The sequence below is a fragment of the uncultured Microbacterium sp. genome (assembly GCF_964244775.1).
Lineage (GTDB): Bacteria > Actinomycetota > Actinomycetes > Actinomycetales > Microbacteriaceae > Microbacterium.
This window is the reverse complement of sequence record NZ_CAXTJR010000001.1, coordinates 806,373-819,856: the sequence shown is the minus strand read 5'-3', so window position 1 is coordinate 819,856 and position 13,484 is coordinate 806,373. Positions and strand designations below refer to the sequence as shown.

Genomic DNA, 13,484 nt, shown 5'->3' with positions numbered 1-13,484 from the left:
GCCTCACTCGCGTGAGCGGCTTCACCCGTCGACGACAGCGGCGCGCATCGCGTCGAGCACGAGCGGTTCGTCCGGCAGTGCCTCGTCCACATCGCCGGACACGAAGATGCGCACCTGCAGCACGGCCTGGTGCAGCAGCATCCCGAGTCCCGAGTGAGCCGGGAGGCCCTGCCTCTCCCACGCGCGGGCGAGCGGCGTGGGCCACGTGCCGTACACCGCGTCCAAGAGCAGGCCACCGGACGCGGCGAGCAGGGCGGCTGCGGCATCCGGGATCGCGGCGTCGCCGGGCAGCGTCGCGATCGTGAGTGCGACGCTGCCCATCGCGGCGTCAGGAAACGGGGCGGCATGGACGGCGAGCCCCATGCGGACGCCCAGGGCGATGAGCGGCGCGGTCGCTTCGACGCGGCGCGCCACGATCTCGACGTCGCCGGCGCCGAGCTCTGCCAAGGCCACCAGCGCGGAGGTGGCTGTCGCGCCGGCCCCGATGATGCGCGCGCGCTCCACCTGCCCGACGCCGTGCTCCTGCACGGCGCGGATGAGGCCGCCGACGTCGGTGTTGAAGCCGCGGGGGCCGGCCGGCGAGAGCAGCAGGGTGTTGACCGCGCCGGTGAGCCGCGCGCGGTCGTCGAGGCCCTGCGCCGCATCGAATGCCGCCGACTTGAGGGGGTAGGTCAGCGAGAGGCCGCGCCAGCTCTCGTCGAGCGATTCGAGGACGGTGTCGAAGTCGGATGCCGTGACCTGCCGCCGCCCGTACTCCCAGGCCAGCCCCAGTACCGCGTACGCGGCGGCGTGCAGCTGCGGTGATCGACTGTGCGCGATCGGGTCTCCCCAGACCGCGAGACGCGTGGGCCCGCTCAGCACCCAGAGTCCGGGTTCGCTGTGCACCAGGCCTGCCACTGGGCGACCGCCTGCTCGTGATCGGCGATGTTGGTCGTGAACACCGTCTCGCCGGTGTCGAGGTTCACGGTCACGAAGTACAGCCACGGGCCGTCGGCAGGGTGCATCGCCGCATCGATGGCCGTGTCGCCGGGGTTCGCGATGGGGCCCACAGGGAGGCTCGTGTGCACGTAGGTGTTCCACGGATTGTCGTCGGCCAGTGCCTCGGCCGACGAGCTGACCGTGCCGTCGTGCATCTCGCCGTACCCGTACTGCGCCGTGGAGTCCATCTGCAGCAGCCCGTACGTCTCCTGGTTGGAGGGGTCGAGACGGTTCTGGATGACACGTGAGACCTTGTAGAAGTCCTGGGTGAAGCGCGCTTCGCGCTGGATGATCGAGGCGATCGTGAGGATGCGCTGCCGGTCGCCCGTGGGCACGGCGGCGGCATCGAGCGACTGCACGGTGCGATCGACGAGCGTCTGGATGATCTGCGTCGCCGTGTCGTCGGGCGCGAAAGAGTAGGTGGCCGGGAACAGCCAGCCCTCGAGACTGTCGGCGCTCACGCCGTACGTCGAGGGCGTCGCGACCGCGGCTTCGAAATCGGCGAGCGGGATGCCGGTGCCGTCGGCCAGGAGCGGGAGCGACTGCTGGACGGTCAGACCCTCGCGCAGCTGCGCCGACCTCTCGACCTTGTTGGCCGGGTTCAGGAGCGCCGCCAGGGCCGCCTCGGAGGTCATCTGCTTCTGTAGCCGGAAAACCCCGGGGACGAAGGGAGGGTTCTGCGCGGTCGAGATGAGGTAGTCGTAGAACGCGGTGGGGGTCTTGGTGACCCCCGCGTCGTACAGAGTCTGCGAGATCGGGCTGCCCGTGTCACCGGCCGCGATCGTCACGAGCGCCTCGCCGGTGGCCTCACCCGCCGCATAATCCTTGGGTTCGGTCCAGCCCATCACCTCGCGGATCTTCACTTCGTACGTGTTCCACACCCACAGCCCTCCCACGGCGATGCCGCCGAGAATGACGAGGACGACGCCGAGCGCGATCCAGCCGCCGATCCGTCGCTTCCGCTTGTCGCGCGGAGGCGGGGGTGAACCCAGGTCGTGTGTCGTGCGCGTGCCCATGAAGAGGTCGTTCAGGTCGGCGGTGGGGACCGGGGCGGTCGCCACCGGCGTGCGGGACGGCGTCTTGTCGACGCGGGGGGTGGCGGCTGTCGCTGCCACCGGGCTCGCCGGCAGCGCGCTGCGCGGGGCCGGCGCGGCAGGAGCGGGCTTGCTCGTGGGGGGTGCCTGCGTCGCTGCCTCACGGGCGGCCCGCCGAGACAGCGGCGGGGTCGCTGGGGCGGGTTCGCCCGACGTCGCGTTTTTCGGTGCCTGAGTATCGTCGCCTCGGCCGGTCTCGCGCTGCTTCGGATCGGGCAGCCGGCCGAAGAGATCCGCGAACGGATCGTCGAACGGCGACGAAGACTCGGGCATGTTCAGGCGGGCTCCTGGGCCGGGGGAACGGGGGTTCCCGGGGGTCGGCCGCTGTTCTTCTCGACATCGATGGCCTGCTGAAGCAGGACGACGGCGGCGACCTGATCCACAATGCTACGAGATTCTCGCTGTGATCGGCCCGAGCCCCGCAGAGCAGCGTGCGCGGAAACGGTGCTGAGGCGCTCATCGACGAGTCGGACGGGCACGTCGGATGCCGCGGCCACCGCTGCCGCGAACTCCCGCGAGTCCGTCGTTGAGGCGGTGTCCGCGCCGCTCAGGCTGAGTGGCAGGCCGACCAGGATCTCGATCGCGTCGTACTCCGCGCAGAGCGCCACGATGCGCGCGATCGAGGCGCTGTCGCGCGCGACGGTCTCGACCGGGACGGCCAGCATCCCATCGGGATCGCACCGCGCGACGCCCACGCGGGCGCGGCCCACGTCGATTCCGAGGCGCGCTCCGCGGCGGAAGCCGCTCAAGAGGCCGTGCTCTCCAGGGTGCTGCGCACCGCCGCGAGACCGGCGACCAGAGAGGCGATGTCGGGTCCGCCGGCCTGCGCGACGTCGTCGCGCCCTCCCCCGCCGCCGCCGAGTGCTGCGGCGGCGGCCTTGGCGAGCACACCGGCCTTCGCCCCGGCGGACCTGGCCGCCTCGTTGGTGGCAACGAGCACGACCGGGCGTCCTGCGACGTCGGCGCCGAGAGCGACGACACCTGGTGCAGAGCCCAGGCGCTCGCGAACCTGCAGTGCCAGCGTGCGCACGTCGTCGCCCGATGCGGCCGTGCCGATCGAGGCGGAGACGAGGCGGAGCGCGCCGACCTCGACAGCGGTCTCGGCGAGTGCGGGTGCCCGGTCTGCCAGCGCCCGCGACTCGAAGGCGGCGATCTTCTTCTCCGCCGTGCGCAGGCTCGCGGCCAGCTCCGCGATGCGCGCGGGCAACTGGTCGCGCGGGGTCTTCAGCGACGACGTGAGCTGCGAGACGATCGCGCGCTCGGCCGCGAGCTCGCGGAAGGCGTCCTGCCCGACGAGGGCTTCCACGCGGCGATTGGATGCTCCGACCGACGATTCGCCGACCAGGTTGATGAGGCCGATCTCGGCGCTCGAGCCGACGTGCGTACCACCGCACAGTTCCCGCGACCAGGGGCCGCCGATGTCGACCATGCGCACCTCATTGCCGTACTTCTCGCCGAACAGCGCCATCGCGCCGAGCGAGGTCGCCTCGTCGAGCGACATCACGCGCGTGGTGACCTCGAGGTTCTCGCGCACCGCGTTGTTCGCGATCTCTTCGATCTCGGTACGCGTCTCGGGCGACAGCGCCGACCCCCAGTTGAAGTCGAATCGCATGTAGCCGGCGCGATTCAGCGACCCCGTCTGGGTGGCGCTCCGGCCGAGCGTGTCGCGGATCGCGGCGTGCACCAGGTGAGTGGCGGAGTGCGCCTGACGGGCGGAGCGGCGATTGGCGGCATCCACGATCGTGCTCGCGGCAAGACCCACCGCGACCTCGCCGCTGGTGACCGCCACGGTGTGGCTGATCAGACCGACGACCGGCTTCTGCACGTCGAGCACTTCGAGCTCGAAGCCGGGGCCGACGATGATGCCCTTGTCGGCGACCTGCCCGCCGGACTCGGCGTACAGTGCCGTCTCGGCCACGATGACCTCGGCGATCTGGCCTGCCGACGCACGATCGACCGATACCCCGTCCACGATGATGCCGAGCACCGACGACTCGGCCTCGAGCTCTGTGTAGCCGGTGAACACGGTCTCGCCGAGGCTGCGGAACTCGCGGTAGATGCTCGTGTCGGCGAGCTGGCGCTTGCGGGCGCGCGCATCGGCCTTCGCCCTCGTGCGCTGCTCCTGCATGAGCTGGTCGAATGCCGCGCGGTCGACGGTGAGGCCGGCTTCCTCGGCCGCTTCGAGCGTGAGGTCGATCGGGAAGCCGTACGTGTCGTGGAGCAGGAACGCCTGCTCACCGCCGAGGGATGCCTGGCCGGATTGCTTCGCCTGCACCACCGCGCTGTCGAGGATCACCGAGCCCGCCGCGAGCGTGCGCAGGAACGTGCGCTCCTCGGCGAACGCGTACTGCGAGATGCGTTCCCAGTCATCGGAGACGACGGGGTAGGCATCCTTCATCGCGTCGCGCGACGCGGCGAACAGGGTGGGGAAGGTCGGACCGTCCACGCCCAGCAGTCGCATCGAGCGGATCGTCCGCCGCATGATGCGCCGGAGGATGTAGCCGCGGCCCTCGTTCGACGGCGTCACGCCGTCGGCGAGCAGCATGAGCGATGAGCGCACGTGATCGGCGATGATCCGCATCCGCACGTCGTCTTCATGGTTTGCGCCGTATGTCTTGCCGCTGAGCTCGGCGGCGAGGTCGAGGACCGGGCGCACCTGGTCGGTCTCATACATGTTCTGCACGCCCTGCTTGATGAACGCGATGCGCTCCAGGCCCATGCCGGTGTCGATGTTCTTGTTCGGCAGTTCGCCGACGATGTCGAAGTCGTACTTCGAGGTCACGTTCGTGATCTCGTACTGCATGAAGACGAGATTCCAGATCTCGACGTAGCGGTCGTCGTCGGTGACCGGGCCGCCGTCGACGCCGTAGGCCGGGCCCTGGTCGAAGAAGATCTCCGAACACGGCCCGGCCGGTCCCGGAAGACCGGTGCTCCAGTAGTTCGTGTCCTTGTCGAGGCGCTGAATGCGCTCCTCGGGGAGGTGGGCGATGTCGCTCCAGAGCCCCGCTGCCTCGTCGTCGTCCTTGTAGACGGTGACCCAGAGATCCTCGGGGTGAAACCCGAGCCCACCCTCGCTCTCGGGGCTGGTGAGCAGCTCCCACGCGTAACGGATCGCGTCAGCCTTGAAATAGTCGCCGAACGACCAGTTGCCGAGCATCTGGAAGAACGTGCCGTGGCGGGGGGTCTTGCCGACCTCCTCGATGTCGTTCGTGCGGATGCACTTCTGCACGTCGGCCGCGCGGGGGTACGGCGGCGGGACGTCGCCGCTGAGGTACGGGATGAAGGGCACCATGCCGGCGACCGTGAACAGGAGCGCCGGGTCGTCCGTGACGAGAGAGGCGGACGGGACGATCGTGTGGCCGCGCTTCTCGAAGAAGTCGAGGAAGCGGCTGGCGATCTCTGCGGTCTTCATTGTTCCTCCGTGCAGGCGAGCAGAACGCGCCCGACTACGGGCGCGTTCCGGGCAGAGCGAGGTCAGTCGGTGAGCTTCTTGGCGGCGTCGAGCGCGTCGGACGCAGCATCCTTCACCGACGTCGTCGCGTCGGATGCGGCATCTTTCACGCCATCGACGAAGCCGCCGATCCGCGACTCCTGCTCGCGGTACGCATCGCTCATGCGATCGGTGAACTCCGCGATGCGGGCGTCGACCTCGGCGAGCAGCTCATGCCCGCGCGGGTCCTTGTTGACCAGATGGGCGGCGACGAAGCCGCCGGCGATGCCGAGCACGAACCAGAACAGGTTCTTCACGATGAGCCACTCTCTCGAAACGCGCCGCGAGCGCGGCATCTCTTCATCGTAGGCGACGGCCCGCGTGTGTGCAGAGGGTTGCGTACAGCCAGGAGACGACGAAGGGCGCCGGGATGACCCGGCGCCCTTCGAGGACACGATGTGCGAACGCGACTAGCGCGCGACTAGCGCGCCGCGTAGTACTCCACGACGAGTTGCACGTCGCACGTCACGGGGACCTCGACGCGCTTCGGGCGACGCGTGAGGCGTGCCTGCAGTTTGTCCAGCTCGACCTCGAGGTAGCCGGGAACGTTCGGCAGAACCTCGGCGTGACCGCCGGCGGCTGCCACCTGGAAGGGCTCGGTGCCCTCGCTCTTGGCCTTGACGTGGATGAGCTGTCCCGGTTTGACGCGGAACGACGGGCGATCCACGGTCTGGCCGTCGACCAGGATGTGGCGGTGCACGACGAGCTGGCGCGCCTGCGCGGTCGTACGGGCGAAGCCCGAACGCAGCACGAGGGCGTCCAGACGCATCTCGAGCAGCTCGACCAGGTTCTCACCGGTCAGGCCGTCCTTGCGACGTGCCTCGTTGAACGTGTTGCGCATCTGCTTCTCGCGGATGCCGTACTGCTCGCGCAGACGCTGCTTCTCGCGCAGGCGGACGGCGTAGTCGCTGTCCTGCTTGCGCTTGGTGCGGCCGTGCTCACCCGGCGCGTAGGGGCGCTTATCGAGGTAGCGGGCGGCCTTGGGGGTCAGTGCGATGCCGAGGGCGCGCGAGAGGCGCACCTTGCGGCGGTCCTGGGACTTCGTTGCCACGAAGATTCCTTCCGATGACGTGGCCGCGTCTTTCACGGCTCACGGACGTATCGCCCGACTCCGCCTTCCCGGTTCGCACGCCGGGGCGCAACGGAAAGTAGGTGAAGGAGAAGGGGGATGCCCGAAAACTCTGTTTCGAGCCGCTCAAGTCTACCAGAACAGGCCTGGCTACCTTGCGGAGGCGTCGAGCCGCTCCACGAGGTCGAGCATTCCGCTCGGATAGAACGGCGGATCGTCGGCTCTGAGCGCATCCAACTCGACCCAGCGGACGGTCGTCTGCGCGTCGAGCACCGACAGTTCCGCATCCCACGGCAGCGCGTCGAACGCGGGGCTGCGCACCGCGAACACGTGGACCACTTCGTGTCCGCGCGCCCACCCCGCTTCAAAGATGTTCTCGGTCACGGCCAGCTGCCGCACCTCGGCCAGCTCGATGTCAAGCTCTTCCTCGAACTCCCGGCGCACGGCATCCGACGCCGACTCGCCGAACTCGATGCCTCCGCCGATCGCACGGGCGAACACGCCGTGCCGGTCGGTCGCAGGGTAGATCTCGACGAGGGCTCGCCCCTCGCGCACGATCAGGCCGACCGCGATGTTGCGGATCCGATCGGAGGGCGGGGTCACCGCTCCAGGGTATCGCCCGGGGTGCGTCGGCCGGCGGGGCCGCTCACTCGCCGTCGAGGATGCGGCGGATCTTCTCCAGGCGCGCCTGGACGTCGCGCTCCTGACCATGACTGGTGGGCTCGTAATAGCGCCGGCCGCGCAATTCGTCCGGCAGGTACTGCTGCGCGACCACGCCGATCTCGGAATCGTGCGGATACACGTAGCCCTTGCCGTGGCCCAGGCGCTTCGCGCCGGGATAGTGCGCGTCTCGCAGCGGCTTCGGGACCCGGCCGAACCCGCCGCTGCGCACATCGGCGATCGCCGCATCGATCGCGAGGTAGGCCGCGTTCGATTTCGCGGTGGTCGCGAGGTACGCGGTCGCTTCGGCGAGCGGAATGCGGCCTTCGGGCATCCCGATGAAGGCCACCGCGTCGGCGGCGGCCACCGCGATCACGAGCGCCTGCGGGTCTGCGAGGCCGATGTCTTCTGCGGCCGAGATCACGAGCCGGCGCGCGATGAACCGCGGGTCCTCCCCCGCTTCGACCATCCGGGCGAGGTAGTGGATGGCCGCATCCACGTCAGAGCCCCTGATCGATTTGATGAACGCGCTGATGACGTCGTAGTGCTCGTCGCCCTGGCGGTCGTAGCGCAGCAGCGCGCGATCCACCGCCTGGGCGATGTGCTCCGCGGTGATGGCCGCCGTCTCGGTGGCCCCGGCTGCAGCATCCTCTCCCCCCTCTTCGCGGACGGAGGCGATGGATGCCGCGGCTTCGAGCGCTGTCAGGGCGCGGCGTGCGTCTCCTGAAGCGAGCCGGATGAGCGCTGCCCGCGCCTCCGGCTCGAGCGCTACGGCTCCGGCGAGCCCTCGCGCATCCACGACGGCGCGATCCACGAGCAGACCGAGATCGTCATCGCTCAGCGGCTGCAGAGTGAGCAGCAGCGAGCGCGACAGCAACGGCGAGATGACCGAGAACGACGGATTCTCGGTCGTCGCGGCGATCAGGATGACCCATCCGTTCTCGACACCGGGCAGCAGTGCGTCCTGCTGCGCCTTCGTGAAGCGGTGGATCTCGTCGAGGAACAGAATCGTGGACTGCCCGTACAGATCGCGCTGGGTGAGCGCCTCCTGCATCACCTCGCGCACATCGCGCACGCCGGCCGTCACGGCGGACAGTTCGACGAAACGCCGCCCCGACGATCGCGCGATCGCCTGCGCGAGAGTGGTCTTGCCCGTGCCGGGCGGCCCCCAGAGGATGACGGACACCGCGGAGGATGCCGTCGGATCGGCGCCCGCCAGCGCCACCAGCGGTGAGCCCGGCCGGAGCAGGTGGGACTGACCGGCGACCTCGTCGAGCGACACGGGCCGCATGCGCACTGCGAGCGGCGTCTGCCCCTGGAACAGTGCTGCGGGAACGGTCACCGCTCCAGGCTAGCCGCGCGTTCCGACGCCGAGGGCGAGCGCCCTTAGGATCGGGGGGCCGGGAAGATCCGGCGATGAAGGATGCCGGCCGCGACCGGTGACGAGGGAGAACCGTGGCGACTGGGGCGAAAGGCCGCGACAACCGCGATGAGCGCGAGCGGGCCAGGATCTATCGGGCCCGTGTGGCACTGCACGAGGACAGGATCCGTCGCCGCTCCCGCGACAACCTCCTGGCGGGGATCATCGGCGGGGTCATCATCCTCGGAATCATCGGCGCCCAGACGGCGTACTTCGTGACGGGTCCCGGTGCACCGGCACCGAGCCCCGAGCCGACGCCCACCTCGACCGTGAGCCCCGAGCCGTCGGTCACGAGCCTGCTGCCCTTGCCCACCGCGACCCCCTGAGCCGACGATCGGCCGCACATCCGCTTCGCGCGAGCGCCGCGGGTATTAGGCTCGATGCCGTCCATCCCCCACAGGCGGCGCATGCCGCGATGAGGTGCATCCCGTGACTGCCTCCGCAGATTCCACTCCCGAACCGACTCCGCTTCCCGGTCCTCCGCGGCCGATGCCGAAGGCGCCGCCGCGCCGGCCCGCGCCGGCTCCCGCCGCAACCGGCGATGCGAACACTCCGCGCGATGCGCCGGCCGTTCCGGCTCCGTCCGCGGCTCCTTCGCCCTCCACCGGAGACCCGTGGGGCCGCGTCGACGCGGACGGAACGGTCTCGGTCCGTGAGGCGGGCGAGTGGCGTGAGGTCGGTCAGTTCCCCGACGGCTCGCCCGACGAGGCGCTCGCCTACTTCGAGCGCAAATACGCCGACCTCGCGAGCGAGGTGGCGCTCCTCGAGGCGCGTCACCAGGGTGGCGGGGCCGCAGCATCCGATCTGCGCGCGACCGCCAAGGCGCTGCACGCCAAGATCATCGGCGCAGCCGCCGTCGGTGACCTGGCACGACTGGAAGAGCGCGTGCAGGCGCTTACCGAGACGCTGTCGGTGGCCTCCGCGAGCGAGGCGGCCGCCGCACGCGAGCTCGTCGATGAAGCCGTCACCCAGCGCACTGCGCTGGTCGAGAAGGCCGAGGTCCTCGCCGCCCGCGATCCGAAGAGCATCCAGTGGAAGCAGACATCCGCAGACCTCGCCGCCCTCTTCGAGGAGTGGCAGTCGCAGCAGCAGAACGGTCCGCGTCTGCCCAAGAACGTCTCGCAGCAGCTGTGGAAGCGTTTCCGCGACGCGCGCGCGATTCTCGACAAGCACCGGCGTGAGTTCTACGCGGGGCTCGACGAGGAGCACAAGGGCGTTCGCGACCGCAAGACGCGGCTCGTCGAGCGCGCTGAGGCTCTCGCGCCGAAGGGCGAGGACGGGATCCCGGCGTACCGCGAGCTGCTCGATGAGTGGAAGACCGCGGGCCGCGCGGGCAAGAAGATCGACGACGCTCTGTGGGCGCGCTTCAAAGCCGCCGGCGACGCCCTCTACGCCGCCCGCATCGACAGGGAGACGGCGGACGCCGAAGCTTCGCGCGAGAAGATCGACGCGAAGCGCGAGCTGCTGGTGCAGGCGCGCACGATCGCGGACGAGTCCGACGTGACGAAGGCCCGGGCCCAGCTGACCGCGATCCAGCGGACGTGGGACGAGATCGGCCGCATCTTCCCCCGCGACAAGGAACGCGCCCTGGATGACGAGCTGCGCAAGATCGAGACGGGCGTGCGCACTCGCGAGGAATCCGAGTGGAGGCAGAACAACCCCGAGACCAAGGCGCGTGCCAATGACATGACGCGCCAGCTCGAGGAGGCCATCCACAAGCTCGAGGCCGAACTCGCGGCAGCGACCTCATCCGGCGACAAGACCGCGATCGCACGGGCGACCGAGGCCCTCGACGCTCGCCGGGCGTGGCTGAAGGCCGTCGGCGGCTGAGCCGGTAGCACCGCTCCCCCGGGTGCGGCGGGGGCTGATTGTCCACAGAACGGATGCGGGAGCATCCGCCCGTCGGTGCGCTCGGGCACTCTGAGTCCATGCCGTCGACCTACCTGTACTTCGCGAACGGACGCCTCTCGATCGCCGAGTTGTCGGCCGCGCGCCTGGACGGACATCTGGTCGAGCTCGGTGAGGGCTACATCCCGGCCGATGCGATCGAGACCGCGGCGCTGCGGGCAGGGTCTCTGGCCGAACTGCTCGGCGACACCCTCGCGGCGACCCACCTCACCGCCGCCTGGGTGCACGGGGCGCTGCCGGATCCGCCGGCGCGCCACAGCGTTCAGCGCTGCGTGCCGCAGCGCCTGCACCACGTCTTCGGACGCCGGATCGTCTATCGCGAGCTGCGGGTGGACGATCGCGATCTGCAGCGGATCGGCGGAGTGCTCGTGACCTCCCCCGCGCGGACCCTCGCCGACCTCGCCCGGGTCTGCGACGACCAGCACATTCGCGCCGCCAGGGCCCTTGCCGAAGGGTTGCCGGCGCTGGCCGCCGACGCGCTGGCGTGGATGAGCACTCAGGGCTCACTCCCCCACAAACGCCCGGCGATGACGCTGCTGCGCGAGCTGGAGGCCCGATCCGTGCGTCAGGACGACGTGACGCGGTAGACGTCGTACACGGCGTCGATGCGACGCACCGCGTTCAAGACCCGCTCGAGGTGCACGATGTCGCCCATCTCGAAGACGAAGCGGCTCAGGGCGAGCCGATCGTTCGTCGTCGAAACCGTCGCGGAGAGGATGTTCACGTGGTGCTCGGACAGCACACGGGTCACATCGCTGAGCAGTCCGGAGCGATCCAGCGCCTCGATCTGGATCTGCACGAGGAAGACGCTCTTGGTCGTGGGCGCCCATTCGACGTCGATGAGCCGCTCGGGCTCGTCCATGAGCGACTTCACGTTCGTGCAGTCGGCACGGTGCACCGAGACACCGCTGCCGCGCGTCACGAATCCCACGACCTGATCGCCGGGCACGGGCGTGCAGCACTTGGCGAGTTTCACCAGGATGTCGGGGGCTCCGCGCACGAGTACGCCCGAGTCGCTGTCGCGCGGGCGTCGGGAGCGACCGACTCCGGGCAGGTCGATCGGGCCGGTGGAGGTGTCGTTCGCGCTGACGGCGGCGGTGACCTTCTCGATCACCGACTGGGTCGAGACATGCCCCTCGCCGACGGCGGCGTAGAGGGCCGTGACGTCCTCGTAGTTGAGCGCGCGAGCGACCTCGGTGAACGAGTCCTGGCTCATCAGCCGCTGCAGGGGCAGGTTCTGCCGGCGCATCGCGCGGGCGATCGCCTCCTTGCCCTGCTCGACGGCCTCCTCGCGGCGCTCCTTCGTGAACCAGCCGCGGATCTTGCTGCGCGCACGGGTGCTCTTGACGAAGATGAGCCAGTCCTGGCTGGGTCCGGCATCCGGATTCTTCGAAGTGAAGACCTCGACGACGTCGCCGCTCTGCAGCTCGGACTCCAGGGGAACGAGCCGTCCGTTGACCTTGGAGCCCATCGTGCGGTGCCCCACCTCGGTGTGCACGGCATACGCGAAGTCGACCGGTGTCGCGCCGGTCGGAAGCCCGATCACGCGCCCCTTGGGCGTGAAGACGTAGACCTCTTTGGCGCCGATCTCGAAGCGCAGCGAGTCGAGGAACTCGCCGGGGTCGGCGGTCTCGGCCTGCCAGTCGGAGATGCGCGCGAGCCACGCCATGTCGGCGTCCACCGACTTCGAGTCGGGCTTGGCGCCCGCCATCCGCTCTTTGTACTTCCAGTGCGCCGCCACCCCGTACTCGGCCTGCTGGTGCATCTCGTTCGTGCGGATCTGGATCTCGACGGTCCTGCCGCCCGGCCCGATCACGGTCGTGTGCAGCGACTGGTACAGGTTGAACTTCGGCGTCGCGATGTAGTCCTTGAAGCGGCCGGGCAGCGGGGTCCAGCGGGCGTGGATCGCGCCGAGCACGGCGTAGCAGTCGCGCACCGTGCCGACCATCACGCGAATGCCGATCAGGTCGTAGATGTCGTCGAACTCGCGGCCGCGCACGACCATCTTCTGGTACACGGAGTACAGCTGCTTCGGGCGGCCCATGACGCGACCGCGGATGCGCAGTTCGCGCAGATCTGCCTCGACCGAGTCGATGACGTTCTGCACGTACTGCTCGCGCTGCGGGGTGCGCTGCTTGACCAGGCTCTCGATCTCGGCATAGAGCTTGGGGTGCAGCACCGCGAACGAGAGATCTTCGAGCTCGGATTTGATCGCCTGGATGCCGAGACGATGCGCGAGCGGTGCGTAGATCTCGAGGGTCTCGGTCGCTTTCCGGCGCGACTTCTCCGGCGGCACGAACCCCCACGTGCGGGCGTTGTGCAGGCGGTCGGCCAGCTTGATCAGCAGCACGCGGATGTCTCTCGACATCGCCACGATCATCTTGCGGACGGTCTCGGCCTGTGCGCTCTCGCCGTACTTGACCTTGTCGAGCTTGGTGACGCCGTCCACCAGCATCGCGACTTCGTCGCCGAACTCGGCCGTCAGTGCGTCGAGACTGTACGCGGTGTCTTCGACCGTGTCGTGCAGCAGCGCCGCGGCGATCGCCCGCGGACCCAGCCCCAGGTCGGCGAGGATCTGCGCGACGGCGAGCGGGTGGGTGATGTACGGCTCACCGCTCTGACGTTTCTGACCCTCGTGCGCCTCATCGGCGACGGCGTAGGCGCGCTCGATGATCGACAGATCGCCCTTGGGGTGGTGGGTGCGCACCGTGCGAAGCAGTTGCTCGACGCCGTCCCTGCGGACCGAGCGCGAGAAGATGCGCGGCACGAGGCGCCGCAGCGAAGAGGTCTGAGCGGTCGCGGGCACGGTCTCGGCCAACCCGATCACCTATCCCTCCGCTGGATCCATCAATCTTACGCCCGCGG

General features: G+C 69.4%; 12 protein-coding genes. 3 read left to right on the top strand and 9 right to left on the bottom strand.

All coding sequences use genetic code 11. From position 1 onward, the window contains the following. Window positions 1-21: 21 nt before the first annotated feature. From ACFE6Z_RS03940 to ACFE6Z_RS03905, 8 genes are all read right to left on the bottom strand, one after another. Window positions 22-885, bottom strand: coding sequence for a shikimate dehydrogenase family protein (locus tag ACFE6Z_RS03940; protein WP_375384361.1), 864 nt, complete (start codon window positions 883-885; stop codon window positions 22-24). Further along, complete coding sequence (gene mltG / locus ACFE6Z_RS03935; protein ID WP_375384360.1) at window positions 855-2,345, bottom strand: endolytic transglycosylase MltG; 1,491 nt, start codon at window positions 2,343-2,345, stop codon at window positions 855-857. Before mltG ends, ACFE6Z_RS03940 begins: the two co-directional genes overlap by 31 nt. A 2-nt stretch (window positions 2,346-2,347) precedes the next feature. Then, entirely contained in the window at window positions 2,348-2,821 is a 474-nt protein-coding gene (ruvX, locus tag ACFE6Z_RS03930; RefSeq protein WP_375384359.1) for a Holliday junction resolvase RuvX, read from the bottom strand. After that, complete coding sequence (gene alaS, locus ACFE6Z_RS03925) at window positions 2,818-5,484, bottom strand: alanine--tRNA ligase (RefSeq protein ID WP_375384358.1); 2,667 nt, start codon at window positions 5,482-5,484, stop codon at window positions 2,818-2,820. Before alaS ends, ruvX begins: the two co-directional genes overlap by 4 nt. Before the next feature lie 62 nt (window positions 5,485-5,546). Beyond that, complete coding sequence (locus tag ACFE6Z_RS03920) at window positions 5,547-5,858, bottom strand: ATPase (RefSeq protein WP_375384357.1); 312 nt, start codon at window positions 5,856-5,858, stop codon at window positions 5,547-5,549. 125 nt (window positions 5,859-5,983) lie between these two features. Continuing rightward, window positions 5,984-6,613: a 30S ribosomal protein S4 gene (gene rpsD / locus ACFE6Z_RS03915; protein ID WP_375384356.1), complete on the bottom strand. Its 630-nt coding sequence runs from the start codon at window positions 6,611-6,613 to the stop codon at window positions 5,984-5,986. Window positions 6,614-6,781: 168 nt separating this feature from the next. Beyond that, on the bottom strand, window positions 6,782-7,234 hold the full coding sequence (locus tag ACFE6Z_RS03910; RefSeq protein WP_375384355.1) for an NUDIX domain-containing protein: 453 nt from the start codon (window positions 7,232-7,234) through the stop codon (window positions 6,782-6,784). A gap of 43 nt (window positions 7,235-7,277) precedes the next feature. Beyond that, window positions 7,278-8,582, bottom strand: a complete 1,305-nt coding sequence (locus ACFE6Z_RS03905; protein ID WP_375384651.1) for a replication-associated recombination protein A — start codon at window positions 8,580-8,582, stop codon at window positions 7,278-7,280. A 164-nt stretch (window positions 8,583-8,746) separates the two neighbouring features. On the opposite strand from ACFE6Z_RS03905, the gene ACFE6Z_RS03900 reads away from it, so the two are divergent. From ACFE6Z_RS03900 to ACFE6Z_RS03890, 3 genes are all read left to right on the top strand, one after another. After that, window positions 8,747-9,037: a dioxygenase gene (locus ACFE6Z_RS03900; RefSeq protein ID WP_375384354.1), complete on the top strand. Its 291-nt coding sequence runs from the start codon at window positions 8,747-8,749 to the stop codon at window positions 9,035-9,037. A 103-nt stretch (window positions 9,038-9,140) separates the two neighbouring features. Continuing rightward, the gene (locus ACFE6Z_RS03895; RefSeq protein WP_375384353.1) at window positions 9,141-10,541 is read left to right on the top strand and encodes a DUF349 domain-containing protein; all 1,401 of its coding nucleotides are present in this window, start codon (window positions 9,141-9,143) and stop codon (window positions 10,539-10,541) included. A 98-nt stretch (window positions 10,542-10,639) separates the two neighbouring features. Beyond that, the gene (locus tag ACFE6Z_RS03890) at window positions 10,640-11,206 is read left to right on the top strand and encodes a type IV toxin-antitoxin system AbiEi family antitoxin (protein WP_375384352.1); all 567 of its coding nucleotides are present in this window, start codon (window positions 10,640-10,642) and stop codon (window positions 11,204-11,206) included. Here ACFE6Z_RS03890 and ACFE6Z_RS03885 read toward each other — a convergent pair. Further along, window positions 11,185-13,437: a RelA/SpoT family protein gene (locus ACFE6Z_RS03885; RefSeq protein WP_375384351.1), complete on the bottom strand. Its 2,253-nt coding sequence runs from the start codon at window positions 13,435-13,437 to the stop codon at window positions 11,185-11,187. The genes ACFE6Z_RS03890 and ACFE6Z_RS03885 overlap by 22 nt on opposite strands. Window positions 13,438-13,484: the final 47 nt, after the last annotated feature.

Coding starts and splice junctions, on each gene's coding strand:
- mltG (WP_375384360.1), bottom strand. CDS start 2,345: ATGCCCGAGTCTTCGTCGCCGTTCGACGATCCGTTCGCGGATCTCTTC.
- alaS (WP_375384358.1), bottom strand. CDS start 5,484: ATGAAGACCGCAGAGATCGCCAGCCGCTTCCTCGACTTCTTCGAGAAG.
- ACFE6Z_RS03920 (WP_375384357.1), bottom strand. CDS start 5,858: ATGCCGCGCTCGCGGCGCGTTTCGAGAGAGTGGCTCATCGTGAAGAAC.
- ACFE6Z_RS03905 (WP_375384651.1), bottom strand. CDS start 8,582: ATGCGGCCCGTGTCGCTCGACGAGGTCGCCGGTCAGTCCCACCTGCTC.
- ACFE6Z_RS03890 (WP_375384352.1), top strand. CDS start 10,640: ATGCCGTCGACCTACCTGTACTTCGCGAACGGACGCCTCTCGATCGCC.